Genomic DNA, 16142 nt, shown 5'->3' on the forward strand with positions numbered 1-16142 from the left:
GTCTCGTCGAGACCACCGGCCGACCCGTTTCCGGACCCTCGCACACCCCCCTTCTCGTCCTGTTGACGAGAGGACGGGGCACCTTTTATCGTCTTCTTGACGAGAAATAGGGGGCTCGACATGGCAGACATCACCCGGCGCTTCGGCTGGCGGCACCTGCGCTCCGCACCGACCGCACACATCCGCCACCACAAGCGTGGCAGCCTGGCCCACGACGGCACGGGGCTGAGCTTCTGGTACCGCCCGCTCTCGGCGGCGCTCTCCGAGGTCCCGGTCGACGACCGCGAGCTGGCGATGGCCTTCCACGCGCGCACGGCCGATTTCCAGGACGTGACCGTGCAGGCCACCGTCACCTACCGGATCAGCGATCCCGCCCTGGCGGCGGCGCGTCTCGACTTCTACGTGCACCCCGACAGCGGGGTCTGGCGCGGAACTCCGCTGGAGCAGATCGCGACCCTGCTCACCGAGACGGCGCAGCAGCACGCCCTGGACGTACTCGCCCGCACCCCGCTCGCCACGGCGCTGGTGGACGGGGTCGCGGCGGTGCGGGAGCGGGTCGCGGCAGGGCTGACGGGCGAGCCGCGTCTGCCCTCGACCGGGATCGAGGTGGTCGCGGTGCGTGTCGTCGCCATCCGGCCCGAGGCCGAGGTCGAGCGCGCCCTGCGCACCCCGGCGAGGGAGCAGATCCAGCAGGAGGCGGACCGCTCGGTCTACGAGCGGCGGGCGGTCGCCGTCGAGCGTGAGCGCACCATCGCGGAGAACGAGCTCGCCAGCAAGATCGAGCTCGCGCGCCGCGAGGAGCAGCTGGTGGACCAGAGGGGCACCAACGCCCGCCGGGAGGCCGAGGAGAAGTCGGCGGCCGACGAGGTTCGCACCTCGGCCGAGGCCGCCCGCACCGTCCGGCTGGCCCGGGCCGAGGCCGAGGCCGCGCGGGAGGTGGGCGCCGCGCGCGCGGAGGCGCAGGCCGCGTGGCTCACGGCGCACGGCGGCGTCACCCCCGGCACGCTCCACGCCCTGGCCGCGACGAAGTTCGCGGAGAACCTTCCGCGCATCGACAGCCTCACCCTGTCGCCGGATGTCCTGACCGGGCTCCTCGCCCGGCTGAACCGTCCGGAGCCGGGGGAACGGGCGTGAGCCTGGCCCCCCGTGCGGTGCTGGTGCACCGGCGGACCGAGTACGAGGAACTCCTCGCCCGGCACGGCACGCACGGCCAGGCCGCGTTCGTCCTGGCCGGCCGCGGCCGGTCCGTCGAGGAGGTGGCCGAGCGTCACCGGCGTGCGGTGCGGGCTCTCGCCGACGTCGCCGCGGCGGTGCCGTTGCGCTGGCGGCGCAGCCGGGTGGAGCGGGCGGACCTGGACCGTTTCCTGTTCGGACCGCAGGACGTGGTCATCGTGGTGGGGCAGGACGGCCTGGTCGCGAACGTCGCCAAGTACCTGTCCGGGCAGCCCGTCGTGGGAATCGACGCCGACCCCGGCCGCAATCCGGGGGTCCTCGTGCGCCACAGGCCCCGCGACACCGGGGCCCTGTGCGACGCCGCCGTCTCACCGGGCACCGGAGTGGACGCGCTGACGATGACCGAGGCCGTCGCCGACGACACCCAGCGGCTACTCGCCCTCAACGAGATCTACCTCGGTTCGCCGGGCCACCAGACCGCCCGCTACCGCATCACGCGGAACGGCGCGCGGGCCGCCGGAGAGGTCCAGGCGTCCTCGGGTGTCCTCGTCGGCACGGGCACGGGATCCACCGGCTGGCTGCGCTCCCTCTGGCTGGAGCGCGGCAGCCGGATGACGCTCCCGGCTCCGACGGATCCTCGGCTGGTGTGGTTCGTGCGCGAGGCGTGGCCGTCTCCCGCCACCGGGACCTCCTCGGTGGCCGGTGAGCTGGCTGCCGGGGACTGGCTCGGACTGACGGTGGAGTCCGACCGGATGGTGGTCTTCGGCGACGGGATGGAGTCCGACGCCCTGGAGCTGACGTGGGGCCAGTCCGTCCGGATCGGTGTCTCCGACACCGCGCTCCGCCTCGTCACCTGACCACGCGTGTGAGGATGGGCCGTTCCGTGGACCCGTCCGGCCCCGCAGCGAAGCGGACGGTGGGCCTGTCACCGGCGACCGGGAGCAGTGAGACGCATGAGCAGCGACACCGCGGGCACCCCGGCCCGCAACACCCGTCCGCCCCTCGCCCAGGCCGCTTTCGGGGTGGGGGTGATCGTCCAGGACGCGGAGGACCGGATCCTGCTCGGCCGCCATCGCGACGGGACCTGGGAGCTCCCCGGCGGGAAGGTCGACCCGACGCACGAGTCGGTCGCCGCCGCGGCCGCGCGTGAGCTGCGCGAGGAGACCGGGCTCGTGGTGCCGGAGGCCGAGGTGGAGGTCATCGCGATGGTGCACGACGTGGCCGGCGGCATCAACCGGATCAGCATGGCGGCGCTGGTGCGGGCGGAATCCGGGGACCCCCGCGTCACCGAGCCCCATCTGATCAGCGCGTGGCGGTGGACCGCGCTCGACGCGCTCCCCGGCCCTCTGTTCCATCCGTCGGCCCAGATCCTCGCGGCCTGGCGTCCGGACCTCGGCGTCACGCACCCGCCGGCGCATGTGCTGCGGGTCACCGGGCACGCACCGGCCTAGGGTCAATAATTATTTGCCTAGGTGTCATAGGCAGAGTTAGCGTCGACCGTATGAGAGCCGTGACCGAGCAGGACATCCGCGCGTCGTTCGTCAACTGTTCCAAGGGGGAGGCGAAGCGACTGCCGCTGCCGCGCGACCTCGAGGAGCGGCCGTGGGCCGATCTGGACTTCCTCGGATGGCGCGACCTCTCCGCTCCGGACCGCAGCTATCTCGTCACCGAACTGCGCGGAGAGCTGATCGGGGTCACGCTGCGCTTCCCGTCCCACAAGCGCGGTTTCCTGCACCGCAGCATGTGCTCGGTCTGCCTGACCACGCACCCGGGCAGCGGGGTCTCCCTGATGACCGCGCGCAAGCGGGGCCAGGCGGGCCGGGACGGGAACTCGGTGGGGATCTACCTGTGCACGGACCTCGACTGCTCGCTGTACGTGCGCGGCAGGAAGTCACCCGCCCCCGGCGGGCGCTTCGAGGAGTCACTGACGGTGGAGCAGCAGATCGAGCGCACCAGGCAGAAGCTGTCGGCCTTCCTCGACACCCTCTCCACCTGAGCGCCGGAACGTCAGAAATGCGATGTTTCATCAGCAGATGTACGAATAGGGGACCATCCGCACGATCGGAGTAGCCCCATGGACGACTATCCGCTGCTGAACCTCTTCCTGACCATGATGTACGTCTTCCTCTGGGTTCTGTGGTTCTTCCTCCTGTTCAAGGTGATCACCGACATCTTCCGGGACCACTCCCTGAGTGGCTGGGCGAAGGCGGCCTGGGTCATCTTCGTCATCGTGCTCCCCTATGTGGGCGTACTCGTCTACCTGATCGCCAGGGGCAAGGGCATGGGGCGACGCGACGTCAAGGAGGCCGAGGAGCGGGAGGAGGCGTTCCGCTCGTACGTACGGAAGGCCGCACAGCCGGAGGGCGGCTCGGGGAAGGGCGAGGGGCATGTGGCCGACCTCGCCAAGCTTGCCGAACTCAAGGACCAGGGTCACCTCAGCCAGCAGGAGTACGACCAGGCCAAGGCGAAGCTTCTCGCGTGACCGGACACCGCCGCCTTCCGCCCCGGAGCACCGGGCGGGAGGCGGCGGTCTCGCGTGTGGGGGCCGGTGCGTGGTCCGTTGCCCGCCGAAGCCGCCGGGGTCAGGCGTCCCGGCCGGCGGACGGGCCGTCCGCATCGGCCTCCGGGTCGTCGTCGCTCAGCTCCGGCTCCAGCCCCTGCGTCATCTCGCTGCGCCCGAGACCCGCGTCCGCGCGCCACGCCTCGAAGGACCAGCCGGTGAGGGCGACCACGGCCAGCCCGAGCGTCCACCCGCCGGCGACGTCGCTGAACCAGTGGACGCCGAGCGCGATCCTGGTGAACCCGACGCCGAGCACGGAGACGACGGCCACGGCCCAGCAGAGCGGCCGCAGGCCCCGCCGCACCATCGGCAGGAGGACCAGCAGCAGCACGGCGAAGGAGGTCGTCGCGGTCATCGCGTGTCCCGAGGGGAACGAGTAGCCGGGTGCGTGCGCCACCGGGTCCGGGAGCGAGGGCCGCGCACGCTCGACGACCACCTTCACCAGGAGGCCGACGAGCCCGCCCGCCACCGCGGTGACGGCCGCCCACGCGGCCAGCCGCCACGCCCGGCGGTGGAGCAGCCACAGGGTGAGCAGGGCGACCGCCGCCCGCAGGGTCACGGGGTCCCACACCACGTCGGAGAGGAATCGCAGCGTGCCCGTCCACGCCGGATGGTCGAGCGCGGTCCGGTTCAGCCACCGTGCCGCTCCCGCGTCGAGGCGCCGCAGGGGATGCCAGCCGCTCTCCACGAGAACGAGGAGCAGGCCGAAGAGCACCGCGGCGAGGGCGGCGACGGCGGAGGAGGCGAAGAGCCGGACACCGAATCTGCGGTCGGCGTCCCTCCGCTTCCGCCGGAGTCCGGGGACAGCGGGTCGTGCGGGCATTCAGGCTCCTGGGTCGGGTTGTACGGGTCCGGGCTTCCTTGCCCGCACGGCCTCCAGCTGTGCGGCGAAGGAGAGGCCCAGGAAGAGGGCGATCGAGGTGAGGTAGGCCCACAGCAGCAGGGACATGAAGGCCGTGAGCGGGCCGTAGACCGTGTCGAAGGACCCGCTGATGTCGAGGTAGAGGCTCAGCAGCCAGGTCAGGGTCGTCCAGAGGACGAGATAGACCGCGGCGCCGAAGGCCAGCCACGTGTAGCCCGGCTGACGCCGTCTGGGCGAACGGCGGAAGATCGCACTGGCCGAGAGGATCACGAGCACCACCCCGGCGGGCCAGCGGAGGACGTCCCAGGCGGAACGGGCTCCGGAACCCAGGTCGTACACGTCGACCACAGCGGCCACAAGGTCACCGCCGGCCACCATCGCCACGAATCCGATGCCGAGCGGAATGCCCGCGGTCAACGACATGACCAGGCCGCGCAGGTACTTCAGGTGGAAGTCCCGGTCGCGTTCGACCCCGTAGATCCGGTTGGCTCCCCGCTCTATCTGGCACATGGCCGTGGTGGTGTTGGTCAGGGAGAAGACGAGCCCGAACCACAGGGCGAGCTGGGCGCCGTCGTCGGCGTGCTCCCGGCTGCGGTCGAGAGCGTCCTCGACGACCTGCGCGCTGGGCCCGGCCGTGATGCGCTGGATCGTCAGTTCCGCCACCCTGCCGAGGTCCTCGGTGTGCAGTGCGGAGGAGAGCCCCACGAAGGCGATGACCAGCGGCACCACGGCGAGCACCGTCTGGAGGGCGAGGGCACGGGAGTGGCTGAACCCGTCGGCGTACCGGAACCGGACGAAGGAGTCCCGGAGCAGCGGCCACCGGCCGTAGCGCCTCAGGGTGACCAGGGCCTCGTCACCGGAGAGCTCGCTTCCTGCCATGTCACGGGTCTGCGGGACCTTGGTGGCGGTGCCCATGTCACTCCCCTCCCACGGGCATCAGCACGGTCAGCGCGCCGGGCCTGACCTCGGCGGTCAGCCGTCGGCCCGGGCCGACGGAATCCCCGTCCAGCTCGCGTTGCTGGGGGGCGTCGAAGCGCAGCTCGGCACGGCGGAAGGTGAAGTACTCCACCGAAGGGGCACCGTCCTGGTTCGGCGTTCCTTCCGTACGCCGGCGCAGCAGGGAGACGACGGCGCTCAGCCAGCCGCCGGGACCGCGCGGGTCGAGGATCATGAGGTCCAGCAGACCGTCGTCGGGCCGTGCCTCCGGGACGAGGGCGGCTCCGCCCTGGACCTTTCCGGTGTTGGCGAGCAGGACCATCCGCGCGGTGCGGCGCAGCGGCGGCGCGTCGTCGACGACGACGGTCAGGCGCATCCGGGGGGCTCGCAGCTCCCGCAGCCCCGCCACCACGTAGGCGGGCCAGCCGAGCACTGCCTTGGCGCGGTCGCTGGTGCTCTCGAGCATCGCCGCGTCCAGCCCCGCGCCGGACATCACGGTGAAGTGCGCGGGAGCCATGCCGTCGCCTTCGAGCCGGCCCAGATCGATGCGGCGCGGGACACCTGTCAGCGCCACGGCGAGCGCCTCTTCGGGCTTGACGGGAAGGCCGAGGTTGCGGGCGAGGAGGTTTCCGGTGCCGCAGGGCACCACCGCGAGCGGTATGCCCGTACCCGCCAGGGCCTCGGCCGCCGCGCGGACCGTACCGTCCCCTCCGCAGACCACGACGAGCGAGGCGCCCTCCTCCACGGCCCGCCGTGTCTGGCCCTCCCCCGGGTCGTCGGCGGTGGTGGGCACGAACTCCGCTCCCGGACGGCCGTGCGCGTCGAGCACGCGCCGCAGCTCCGCGCAGGAGCTCCGGTCGGTGACGGTGGGGTTGTGGACCACCACCGTGCGGCCCGGCGCCACCGCGGTCTCCGTGCGGGGGGCGCCGGCGCCCTCCGGCCTGCCGCCCGGCACGTGGGGCCCCGCCAGCAGCGCGCGGCCGACGATGAGCAGGGACAGCCCGCCGTTGAGGATGCCGCCGGCGATGTCCGTCGGGTGGTGCATGCCCCGGTAGGCGCGTGCGAGGCCCACGAGCAGGGGCACGAGCATCAGCAGGACCGCGACGGGCCCCCGCCAGCGGCCCCTCGCACGGTGCAGGACGAGGACCGCGAGCCCGGCGTAGAGGGCGGTCGCCGCACCGGTGTGGCCGGACGTGTAGCTGGAGGTGGGAGGCGAGGCGTCGAGCCGTTCGACATCCGGCCTGGTGCGGTCCACGGCCTCGGTGATCACCAGGAAGACCAGGGCCTGGAGCGACACGGCGGTCGCGAGGAAGAGCGCCTCCCGCCGCCGGGGAAGCCTCGGCACGAAGAGCAGGGCGAGGCACGCCACGAGCGTCACGGCGACGACGGTGAGGGTGTTGCCCGCCTCCGACACGACGAGCGACACCGTGTCGAACGTGCCGGTGCGAGCCCGTTCGAACGCCTCGTTCACCCGGTCCTCGGCCGTCAGCGGCCACAGCCCGGCCGCGGGTCCGGTGATGAGGAGACCGAGCCCCACCATCAGCGCGGCCTGGCAGACGGCCGTGGAGGCTATGACTCCGGCGGCCCGCCCCATGCCTCCGGCCCGCCCCATGCCTCCGGGGCGCCCCGGGGCCCGGCCGGGGCCTTCGCCGGCGGACGGGGGCGGCGGCGCCGACGGCCGCTGGACGGGGGCGGTCGGTACGGCGGAGACGTGCCCGCCGGCGAAGGCTGTACGTCTGTCCGGTGTGTCGGTCGGCATCGCGTTCCCGTCGGTCGGCGCCCCTCGTCTTCTCGCGGGGGCAGGGCTTTTCCCGGCGTCCGCCGTCTGCCCCCTCCGCCGGGCTCCAGACCTGCCGCCCGGCGGAGGGAGCGCGCCACGTCCCCTTCGGAGGGCCGGTCCCCGGTCGCAGCGGCCGGGGATCGGCCATAGGCTGCCGAAGCCGACGGGGTCCGGCCGTGGCCGCCCGACCAGCCCTTACGGCCGGACCGGCCCGGGCGCCCCGGGCGCCGCGCGGCCTCCGGGGGACACGCATCGACGGCCGGCGCGTGGGGCAGGAGAGCGGCGACGCCGCGCGCCCCGGCCAGGGGCGCCGGCGGACATGGCACAACCTCGAGGTAAGGAGCATCCCGATGCCGGAAGAAGGACGCGGTGACGACGTCTACCAGCCGAACGGCTCGGACGGCGACGACCGGCCCACGGACGACCTCGACCCGGAGAACGTGATCGACGAGCCCGGCCTCGACGACATCCTGGACACGGGGTACTCGCCGCCGGAGAAGCCGCTGGGCGTGTCGAAGTACGGCACGACCGGCGAGGAGCAGCGCGAGGGCGAGTCGCTCGACCGCCGCCTCGCGCAGGAGGTCCCCGAGACCGGGGCGCTCGCCGCCGACGACCCGGGGGACGAGCCCGAGGACAACGGTCCCGAGGAGAACGACGCCGGCGGCGAGCGCGCGGGCCGGGTCGCCGTCGCCGACGAGGACCCGGCGAACCGCCGCAACAACAGGGTGCTGGGCCACGACGTGGGTATCGACGGGGGCGCGGCCTCCGCGGAGGAAGCCGCGGTTCACATCCAGGAGGAGGACGAGGAGAGCTGAGTCCCCGGGCGGGCAGGACGTCCCCGCCGGCGGGTATCGCGGCCGGCGGGGACGTCCAAGGATGACCCCGCGCCTCCGGAACCGGTCGCTGCCCGGATCCGGGAGAGGGGCCGTCGAGCCCCGGCGCGGTCCTCCCCCGCCATGGCGGCACCGGGGCTTCCTCCCCCGGATGAAGCGTCGCTGACGGCCGGGGGCCGCAGCACGCCGTACCCGGTCCACGAACGGGCTCCACCCGGGTTTCCGCGGGTGGGGCCCGTTCGCCGCGTCACACCGCGGGAGCCGCCCGCCGGTGATCGCCCGTGCGCACCTCGACAGCGCGTCCACACCGCTGGGCGCCCCGGCCGCTGCCGGTTCGGGGAGCGGACCACCCGGCGCGCGTTCCGCCTGCGCACCCCGGTTCGGCACGTCCGGCGCCCCGCTTCCTATGCGCCTCGCCCGGCGCCTATGCGTCCTGCCTCCCGGCGCATGGCCCGGCAGGCCCGCCGGCGGTTCAACTGAACTCCGGGAACGCGGTTCAGCGAACCCCCGACAACCCGGAACCGGTCGATTGCACATCACCCACACGGGAGGCGTCCGATGACAACACCTCTGGCCGACTACGCGCAGTTCGCCGGGAAGCGGATCGCGATCGTCGAGCACATGCAGAACCATCCCTTCGTCCTGGGGCTGCGGCAGGCGCAGGAGCACGGCCTGGAGGTGTGGCTGCTGACGGGTGACCGGTCCTGGTACACCCACGGACACGACTGGGACACCCACCCGCTGGCCGTCGTGGACCGGGTGATCGACGTCGACACCACCGACCTCGACGCCGTGCTCGGAGTCGTCACCGGCGAGGACGGTTCGTCCCTGGTGCACGGGCTGACCTCGTTCTCCGACTACCACACCGAGCTCGCGGCGCGAGCCGCCCGGCGTCTCGGCCTGCCCGGCCCGGACCCCGACGCCGTACGGACCGCCAACATCAAGGACAGGCTCCGGATCGCGCTGGGCGACCAGCCGTTCAACATCCCGCACGTGCTGGTCGGCCACCGCGGCCAACTCGACGAGGCCGCCCGCAGACTGGGTTTCCCGATGATCGCCAAGCCCCCCGCCGAGGCGATCAGCTACGGGGTGCGCAGGGTCGACGACATGACACAACTGATCGAGGCCTGGGAGGAGTTGTCCGCCGTGCGTCACAGTCTGCGCGGGCAGCCGCGGAGCGGTGACGTCCTGCTGGAGCAGTACGTCGAGGGCGAGGAGGTCAGCGTCGAGACGATGACCGTGGACGGGCACACCCATGTCTTCGGCGTCACCTCGAAGGACCTCTTCGGCGATCCGGCGTACATCGAGTGCGGACACACCTTCCCCGTGCCGCTGCCCGACGACGAGCGCGACGAGTTGTACTCCGTGGTGCGCACGACGCTGGAGATGATCGGATACCGGTACGGGCCCTGCCACACGGAGGTCCGGCGTACGGAGTCCGGCTGGCGCGTCATCGAGGCCAATCCGCGGACCCCGTCCAGCTGCATGACGATGCTGGTGACCGATGTCACCGGCCGCAGCCCGATCCTGGACGCCTGGCTGCTCGCCATCGGCGTCACCCCGCCGATCGAACCCGTCGTCCACCGGGGCGGCGCCGCCGTGCGCATGATCTATCCGGCCCGGCGCGGGACGCTCTCACGTGTCGACGGGCTGGAGGCCGCGCAGGCCGTCGAGGGCGTCCAGGTGCTCCTGCACGTCGAGAAGGGTGACCACCTGCTCCAGCGGATGGACAACTCCTCGTGCGTCGGCTTCACCTACTGCAGCGGGCCCGACAGGCTCGAGGCGCAGGAACTCGCCGACAAGGCAGCGGCGTTGCTCGACTTCGTCGTCGAGGAAGACCTCCGGTGAGCCCGTACACCGGAGGTCTCGACGGCATACGGACGGTGGACGGCGCCGCCGCGCTGGAGGCCGCCGACTGGTCCTCCCTGCTCGGGCCGGAGGACTTCTTCCAGACCTCCCGGTGGCTCACCGTGCAGGAGCACAACTCCGGTACGGCGATGGACTTCCTGGTGCGTGAACGGGACGGCGTCCCGGTCGCCGGTCTGGTCACCGCCTGGGGTGACGACTCCGTCGCATGGCTGCTGGCCCGGCCGGACGCCATGCTGCGGCGCGCCCTGGAGCAGGGGGTCCCCGAGGCGGCCGGCGTGCTGCGGGACGTCGCCGGAGGCGATCCGGACCGTCTGCTCCCGTCCTTGGTCTGCGGCGGGCGGCATCTGGGCCGCACCCGGGCGCTGGCCGCACCCGGTGCGACCCGGCAGGACCTCGCGGCGCTGCTGGACAGGGCCGAGAGGATGGCCGAGGAGCGTGGGGCGGCCACCGTCTGCTTCCCGCACGTCGACGTGCGGGACACGGCTCTGGTCGCTCTGCTGGAGGACCGGGGTTACCGCCACCACCCGTCCGACCACTACGCCTGGCTGGCCATCCCGCCCGGCGGCTTCGAGCAGTTCGTCGACGAGATGAGCGCGCACCGGCGTCGCCGGGTGCGCCTGGAGCGACGGGCGCTCGCGGATGCGGGTGTCGAGGTCAGCGTCGAGCCGCTGACCCGGCAACTGTGTCCACGCCTCGGGCAGCTCGACGCCAACCTCCTGCGCAAGTACGGGAATCCGGCCAGCGACGAGGGCTCGGCCCGCATGATCGGGAGGATCGCGGAGATCATGGGCGACGACGTCCTGGTGTCGGTGGCACGCCGGCACGGCACCGTCATCGGGTTCGGCATGCAACTGCGGTCCCGGGCCCGCGGGGAGGAACAGTGGTACGGCCACCGGGCCGGCTTCGACTACGAGGCCCAGGGCAAGCTGCCCCTCTACTACGACGTCCTCTACTACGAGGTGCTGGACGCGGCGGCGAAGGAGGGCGCCACCGTCCTGCACGCCGGGATCGGCAGCGTCCAGGCGAAGCTGGCCCGCGGCTGCCTCGCGAGCGAGCAACGCTCCTACCTGCTGCGGACACCCCGCGCCGAAGGCCCCGCGGGCACGCCCGCCGACGACCGGGAGACGAGCACACCATGAGCGCTGTCACCGAACACCGGGAGGGCGCGGGCTGGGACGCCGCCGTGGGCGCGACGGTCAACCCCTCCGCCCGGCGCGGGGGAACGCTGCGACTGGTCTCCTCGGCCGGGGTCGACTCGCTCGATCCCGCACGCACCTACTACGTCTGGGTGTGGCTGTTGCAGCGTCTGCTCAACCGGACCCTGATGGCCTACCCCACGGACCCCGGACCGGCCGGACTGGTCCCCGTGCCCGACCTCGCGGAGGCCCCCGGGGAGGCGGGCGACGGCAACAGGACCTGGACCTACCGGCTTCGCGAGGGGGTCCGTTTCGACGACGGGACGCCGGTCACGTCGGCCGACGTCGGATACGCCGTGCGGCGGATCTTCGCGCAGGACGTGCTCCCCGGCGGTCCCACGTACCTGGTGCCGCTGCTGGACGACCCGGAGCGGCCGTACGCCGGACCCTACCGGGACGGCGAGGACGGACTGGCGGCGGTGCTCACCCCGGATCCCCGCACGATCGTCTTCCGGCTGCGCACCCCGTTCTCCGACTTCGACCACCTGATGACCCAGCCCTGTGTGTCCCCGGTGCCCCGCTACGCCGACACCGGTGCGCGTTACGGAGACGACCCGCGCTGCACCGGCCCCTACCGGATCGCGGCGCACCGCCCCGGCAGCGGACTGCTCCTGGAGCGCAACCCGCACTGGGACCGGACCACCGACCCGGTACGCCCCGCGTTGCCGGACCGGGTGGACATCACGATGGGACTCGGCCCGGACGAGATGGACGAGCGTCTGACGGCCGGGGAGTTCGACATCAACCTGGAGGGGCGGGGCCTTCAGCACGCCGCCCAGCGGCGACTCGCGACCGACCCCGTGCTGCGCTCACGCACCGACAACCCGAAGACGAGCTTCCTGCATTTCGTCTCGCTCCAGCCGCATGTCCCGCCCTTCGACAACGTGCACGTGCGGCGGGCGGTGCATCACGCGGCCGACAAGATCCTCCTCCAGGAGGCCCGTGGCGGCCCGGTCACCGGAGGCGATCTGACCACCGCCCTGTTCCCGCCCGGTCTCCCCGCCCATCAGCCGCTGGACCGGTATCCGACCGGTCCGGACCTGCGCGGCGACCTCGACGCCGCGCGCGCCGAACTGCGCGCCGCGGGGCTCCCCGACGGCTTCGACGCCGTCATCGGCACCCAGCGCGGCAAGTTCCGGATGGTCGCGGACGCGGTCGTCCGGTCCGTGGCCAGGGTCGGCATCGGACTGACCGTCAAGGAGCTCGACGTCGCGACGTACTTCAGCCAGGGCGCCGGGTCCCCGAAGACGGTCCGGGAACACGGCCTCGGCCTGGTCGTCACCGACTGGGGCGCCGACTTCCCCACCGAGTACGGCTTCCTCGCGCCCCTGGTCGACGGTCGGCTCATCCGTCCGGGCGGCGGCAACTGGAACATCTCCGAGCTCGACGACCCGAAGGTCAACGAGCTGATCGACACCGGGTTGCACACCGCGGACCCGGCAGCCCGCGCGGAACTGTGGCGTGAGGTGGAGCGCCGTGTCATGGACCACGCGGTCATCCTCCCCCTGGTCCACGACAAGACCCTGCACTACCGGGGCCCCCGCGCCACCAACGTCTACGTCCATCCCGCCTTCGGCCTGTACGACATCCAGGCCATGGGCGTCACCGAATCCAGCAGCGAGCGGGAGACCGACACAGAATGAACGACACAGCAGCGGACCTGCGCTTCCTCCCGCTGGACGCCGGCGACCCGGGCATCCTCGACGCCTGGCTCCGGCTCACCGTGGGCAGCTTCGAGGACGTCCCGCTGTCCACGGCCCCGCCCTGCGAGGCCGACCTCGCGGGCTCGGTGCGGTTCGCGCCCCCGGACGCCGCGCTCGTCGACGAGGTCGCCTTCCTCGACGGGGAGATGGTCGGCGCGCTGCGGCTGGTCCTGCCGGACGGCGCTCCGGTCGCCGTCGTCGACCAGTTGCTGACCACACCGAAGCAGCGCCGCCGGGGCATCGGCACCGCCCTGTTCGGCCGGGCGCGGCGGCTCGCCGGCGCGCACGGGCGTGGTGCCCTGGTCGCCGACCTGGTCCAGGCGCTGCCGGGCGGGCCGGCCCGGGACGAGGGCCCCTCGGCGTTCGCGGTGTCCGTGGGCGCCGCTCCCGCCGGCGGGCCGCGTGGGATCCACCAGTGGCTCGCGCTGGACCTGCACGATCCGCTGACCGACGGGACACCGGCGGTCCCCGCCGGCTACCGGCTCGAACGGTGGGGGACGATCACGCCGGACGGATTCGCGGTCGCGGTGTCCGAACTGGGCCGGTCACTGGGCGCGAGCGCGCCGGAGACCTGGGACGAGGGCCCGGAGGCCATCCGGACGAGCCATGTGCGTCGCTTCGAACGGATGCGGGTGGGCCGTGGCAGGCGCGCCTATCACGTGGGCGCCGTCCACGAGGAGTCCGGCGAACTGGCCGGCTTCACCAGCGTCTCGAAGACCTCGGGCAACCCCGAACACGCCCTCCAGGGCATGACGGTGGTGGCCCCTTCCCACCGGGGCCACCATCTCGGGCTGCTGCTCAAGCTCGCCAATCTCGCCCATCTCCGGGAGTACGAACCGAGGGTCCGTCTGATCGAGACGGCCAACGCGGACGACAACCGTCCGATGATCGCTGTCAACGAGGCGATGGGCTTCGTGCCTCAGGAACTCTGGGTCCCCTGGGAGGCTCCGGTTGGCCCCGCGGTCTGACCGTCCGGCGGCAGGCTCCGGCTCCCCCCGGGGGGCGGGGGGACTGTCGCCGCGCGTGTCCCCCGCCGGAGGAAGGCGGGGAGCCATCCCGTGCCGAGCAGTACACCGGCGACGACGGCAGCCCCACCGGTGAGGGCCCATCCCGTGGGCCTTTCACCGAGGGCCAGCCAGGCGCCCGCGATCCCCACGACCGGGACGAGCATCGAGAACGGGGCGACCACTCCGGCCGGGTAGCGCTTCAGAAGGGCGGTCCAGATGCCGGAACCGACCACACTGCCCAGCAGCGCGATGTAGACGAGCGCGACCAGGCCCGGCCAGCCGTCGGGGCCGAAAGCGGCCCCCAGCGCGCGCCACCCCGTGCCCGGGCCCTCCTTGACCGCGGACAGCGCGAGCAGCGGGGCCGGCGGCACCACGGCCATCCACAGGGCGAACCTGAGCGGGTACGGCGGCTTGGCCTGCCGGCTCGCCAGGTTGCCCACGGCCCAGCCGATCGCGGCCAGCACGGTCAGGGTGAGGGGCAGGAGGGGCGCCGTACGCGCGCGGTCCACGGCGATCACGACCATGCCCAGCACCGCGAGCCCGATGCCGGCCAGTTGCCGCCCGGTGACCCGCTCGCGGAGCAGCAGCGCCCCCAGGAGCACGGTGAACGGCGCCGACGCCTGGACGACCACGGACGCGAGCCCCGACGGCATGCCCTGGTCGATGGCGAGGAACAGCAGTCCGAACTGGGCGACGCCGAAGCCCAGTCCGTACCCGAGCAGCCAGCGCAGCGGCACCCCTGGGCGTGGCACGAACAGGACCACGGGCACCGCGAGCACCAGATAGCGCAGCGCGGCCAGGAAGAAGGGCGGGAAGTGGTCGAGGCCGACGCGCACCGCGAGGAAGTTGAGCCCCCAGAGCACGGCGACCAGCACCGCGAGGGAGCGGTCCCGGGCGGTCACGACGCCTGCCCGGACAGGAGTCCGGACCCGATGACACGGCCGCCCATGCCGCGGAGGAACTGACCGTCCCCGATGAGCTTCTGGTCGTCGGCGGACTGCTGGAGCACGACGGTGTACCGGACACCGTCGTGCTCCTCGAGCAGCCAGCAGAACATCATCACGCCGGGGCACGAACCACCCTTGAACACCACGCGGGGCCATCGCGCCCGGTCGACGGGCACCCCCGGATAGGCCGTCAGGATCTCGTCGACGACTCCGCTCCCGTCACGGACGCCGTCCTCGGCGAGGCCGTCGAGCACCCGTTGGACGTCCCAGGCGCTCATGTGCCAGTCGAGGCCGAGCTGGTGGACGGTGGGGCCGAGGTCCGACCCGCGTACGGTCAGGGGGCCCGCGACCGTCCCGAGCAGCTGTCGGCGGCCCGCTTCGCCGGCGACCGCCCAGGCGGCGCGGCGCCCCGGGTCGCCCCAGCCGATCTCGAAGACCTCATGGCTCGTCAGGAAGGGTCGCAGGAGCGCGGGTTGACGGTGACCCCCCTCCTCCACGGCCCGTTCCACCGCGTCGCGTCCCAGCAGGTCCTGGATCAGGTCGGCGGCGGTGTTGTCACTCATCGCGATCATCTTGTAGGCGGTCTCGCGCACCGGGACCCTGGTGCCGTCCGGGAGTTCCTGCATGTCCCCGGTGGGCAGGCTGCGAAGGGCGGGTGTCACCGTCACCTCGTCGTCCCAGCGGACCGTTCCCGCGGTGACGGCCTGTGCGAGTGCCCGCATCAGGTACAGCTTGTACGAGGAGCCGTTGGGCATGGGCCGGTCGGCGTCCTTCGCATACAGGGTGGCGGTCTCCTCACCCGCGGCGCGGGTCACCAGCGCGGACCAGGTGACGCCGGGCTGCTCCATCGCACGTGCCAGGTCGTCCCACGCCCGCACGGGCGGTGTCACGACCTCCGGCCCCAGATGCAGTACCCGGATCAGACCGGAGGAGTCGAGTGTCAGGGACAGGGTGGAGCGGACCCCGGCTGGGTTCTCCAGGGTGACCCAGGACTTGTGGGCGACCGGCTGGTAGTCGGCCACCGTGAACGGGCCCAGGCCGCGCCACTGTTCGACGGTGGCGGCGAAGCCCCGCGGGTGGCGGGCGAGGAAGACGGGAACGAAGTGTGCCGTCAGGTCCTCGTCCCGGGGAGGCTCGGCCGCGGTGAGCAGGTCCACCGCCCAGCCGGTGCGCCGCCCGAGAGGGCTGGTGTCCGCGCCGAGCAGGGGCCGCGCGTCCCTGCCCTTCGTCGCGTCGGGTCCGGGCAGATCGGTCATCGTCGCTCCTCGACGGCCGT

15 protein-coding genes are annotated in these 16142 nt (G+C 72.8%); 10 read left to right on the plus strand and 5 right to left on the minus strand.

Annotated elements, in window-relative coordinates; translation table 11 throughout:
- The first annotated feature begins 120 nt into the window (after positions 1–120).
- From ACFXOA_RS24195 to ACFXOA_RS24215, 5 genes are all read left to right on the plus strand, one after another.
- Positions 121–1134 carry an SPFH domain-containing protein gene (locus ACFXOA_RS24195; protein ID WP_385032276.1) on the plus strand — a complete coding sequence of 338 codons (1014 nt, stop codon included), beginning with the start codon at positions 121–123 and terminating at the stop codon, positions 1132–1134.
- Positions 1131–2030 (plus strand): hypothetical protein, encoded by a 900-nt coding sequence (locus ACFXOA_RS24200; RefSeq protein ID WP_385032279.1) that lies wholly within the window; start codon positions 1131–1133, stop codon positions 2028–2030. The genes ACFXOA_RS24195 and ACFXOA_RS24200 overlap by 4 nt, the downstream gene beginning before the upstream one ends.
- Positions 2031–2126: 96 nt before the next feature.
- On the plus strand, positions 2127–2624 hold the full coding sequence (locus tag ACFXOA_RS24205; RefSeq protein WP_385032282.1) for an NUDIX hydrolase: 498 nt from the start codon (positions 2127–2129) through the stop codon (positions 2622–2624).
- 50 nt (positions 2625–2674) lie between these two features.
- Positions 2675–3169 carry an FBP domain-containing protein gene (locus tag ACFXOA_RS24210; RefSeq protein ID WP_385032284.1) on the plus strand — a complete coding sequence of 165 codons (495 nt, stop codon included), beginning with the start codon at positions 2675–2677 and terminating at the stop codon, positions 3167–3169.
- Positions 3170–3247: 78 nt separating this feature from the next.
- Positions 3248–3655: an SHOCT domain-containing protein gene (locus ACFXOA_RS24215; protein ID WP_385032287.1), complete on the plus strand. Its 408-nt coding sequence runs from the start codon at positions 3248–3250 to the stop codon at positions 3653–3655.
- A gap of 100 nt (positions 3656–3755) precedes the next feature.
- Here the strand turns inward: ACFXOA_RS24215 and ACFXOA_RS24220 are convergent, their stop codons facing one another.
- From ACFXOA_RS24220 to ACFXOA_RS24230, 3 genes are read right to left on the minus strand one after another with little or no spacing between them, the layout of a single operon-like run.
- Positions 3756–4556 (minus strand): phosphatase PAP2 family protein, encoded by an 801-nt coding sequence (locus ACFXOA_RS24220; RefSeq protein ID WP_385032290.1) that lies wholly within the window; start codon positions 4554–4556, stop codon positions 3756–3758.
- Positions 4557–5510 carry a YihY/virulence factor BrkB family protein gene (locus tag ACFXOA_RS24225; protein ID WP_385032293.1) on the minus strand — a complete coding sequence of 318 codons (954 nt, stop codon included), beginning with the start codon at positions 5508–5510 and terminating at the stop codon, positions 4557–4559. It abuts the gene before it with no gap.
- Position 5511: 1 nt separating this feature from the next.
- Complete coding sequence (locus ACFXOA_RS24230) at positions 5512–7290, minus strand: diacylglycerol kinase family protein (protein ID WP_385032296.1); 1779 nt, start codon at positions 7288–7290, stop codon at positions 5512–5514.
- 371 nt (positions 7291–7661) lie between these two features.
- On the opposite strand from ACFXOA_RS24230, the gene ACFXOA_RS24235 reads away from it, so the two are divergent.
- The 5 genes from ACFXOA_RS24235 (at position 7662) to ACFXOA_RS24255 (ending at position 13880) form a co-directional block, all read left to right on the plus strand.
- On the plus strand, positions 7662–8126 hold the full coding sequence (locus ACFXOA_RS24235; protein ID WP_385032299.1) for a DUF5709 domain-containing protein: 465 nt from the start codon (positions 7662–7664) through the stop codon (positions 8124–8126).
- Positions 8127–8702: 576 nt separating this feature from the next.
- Positions 8703–9992: an ATP-grasp domain-containing protein gene (locus ACFXOA_RS24240; RefSeq protein ID WP_385032302.1), complete on the plus strand. Its 1290-nt coding sequence runs from the start codon at positions 8703–8705 to the stop codon at positions 9990–9992.
- A complete protein-coding gene (locus ACFXOA_RS24245; protein WP_385032305.1) occupies positions 9989–11152 on the plus strand; it encodes a GNAT family N-acetyltransferase in 1164 nt (387 codons plus the stop codon). The genes ACFXOA_RS24240 and ACFXOA_RS24245 overlap by 4 nt, the downstream gene beginning before the upstream one ends.
- Complete coding sequence (locus tag ACFXOA_RS24250) at positions 11149–12852, plus strand: ABC transporter substrate-binding protein (protein ID WP_385032308.1); 1704 nt, start codon at positions 11149–11151, stop codon at positions 12850–12852. The genes ACFXOA_RS24245 and ACFXOA_RS24250 overlap by 4 nt, the downstream gene beginning before the upstream one ends.
- Positions 12849–13880, plus strand: coding sequence for a GNAT family N-acetyltransferase (locus ACFXOA_RS24255; RefSeq protein WP_385032311.1), 1032 nt, complete (start codon positions 12849–12851; stop codon positions 13878–13880). The genes ACFXOA_RS24250 and ACFXOA_RS24255 overlap by 4 nt, the downstream gene beginning before the upstream one ends.
- Here ACFXOA_RS24255 and ACFXOA_RS24260 read toward each other — a convergent pair.
- Both ACFXOA_RS24260 and ACFXOA_RS24265 read right to left on the minus strand, forming a co-directional pair.
- Entirely contained in the window at positions 13832–14821 is a 990-nt protein-coding gene (locus tag ACFXOA_RS24260) for an EamA family transporter (RefSeq protein WP_385032314.1), read from the minus strand. The two genes, ACFXOA_RS24255 and ACFXOA_RS24260, sit on opposite strands and share 49 nt — an antisense overlap.
- Positions 14818–16122, minus strand: a complete 1305-nt coding sequence (locus ACFXOA_RS24265) for a Cpe/LpqF family protein (protein WP_385032317.1) — start codon at positions 16120–16122, stop codon at positions 14818–14820. The genes ACFXOA_RS24260 and ACFXOA_RS24265 overlap by 4 nt, the downstream gene beginning before the upstream one ends.
- Between the last annotated feature and the right edge of the window lie 20 nt (positions 16123–16142).

Source organism: Streptomyces sp. NPDC059166 (assembly GCF_042755185.1).
In the GTDB taxonomy this organism is placed as follows: Bacteria; Actinomycetota; Actinomycetes; order Streptomycetales; family Streptomycetaceae; genus Streptomyces.

Bases quoted from the DNA above. Each gene is read 5' to 3' on its own strand.
- ACFXOA_RS24195 (WP_385032276.1), top strand. From the start codon at position 121: ATGGCAGACATCACCCGGCGCTTCGGCTGGCGGCACCTGCGCTCCGCA.
- ACFXOA_RS24205 (WP_385032282.1), top strand. From the start codon at position 2,127: ATGAGCAGCGACACCGCGGGCACCCCGGCCCGCAACACCCGTCCGCCC.
- ACFXOA_RS24210 (WP_385032284.1), top strand. From the start codon at position 2,675: ATGAGAGCCGTGACCGAGCAGGACATCCGCGCGTCGTTCGTCAACTGT.
- ACFXOA_RS24215 (WP_385032287.1), top strand. From the start codon at position 3,248: ATGGACGACTATCCGCTGCTGAACCTCTTCCTGACCATGATGTACGTC.
- ACFXOA_RS24220 (WP_385032290.1), bottom strand. From the start codon at position 4,556: ATGCCCGCACGACCCGCTGTCCCCGGACTCCGGCGGAAGCGGAGGGAC.
- ACFXOA_RS24225 (WP_385032293.1), bottom strand. From the start codon at position 5,510: ATGGGCACCGCCACCAAGGTCCCGCAGACCCGTGACATGGCAGGAAGC.
- ACFXOA_RS24230 (WP_385032296.1), bottom strand. From the start codon at position 7,290: ATGCCGACCGACACACCGGACAGACGTACAGCCTTCGCCGGCGGGCAC.
- ACFXOA_RS24235 (WP_385032299.1), top strand. From the start codon at position 7,662: ATGCCGGAAGAAGGACGCGGTGACGACGTCTACCAGCCGAACGGCTCG.
- ACFXOA_RS24240 (WP_385032302.1), top strand. From the start codon at position 8,703: ATGACAACACCTCTGGCCGACTACGCGCAGTTCGCCGGGAAGCGGATC.
- ACFXOA_RS24250 (WP_385032308.1), top strand. From the start codon at position 11,149: ATGAGCGCTGTCACCGAACACCGGGAGGGCGCGGGCTGGGACGCCGCC.
- ACFXOA_RS24255 (WP_385032311.1), top strand. From the start codon at position 12,849: ATGAACGACACAGCAGCGGACCTGCGCTTCCTCCCGCTGGACGCCGGC.
- ACFXOA_RS24265 (WP_385032317.1), bottom strand. From the start codon at position 16,122: ATGACCGATCTGCCCGGACCCGACGCGACGAAGGGCAGGGACGCGCGG.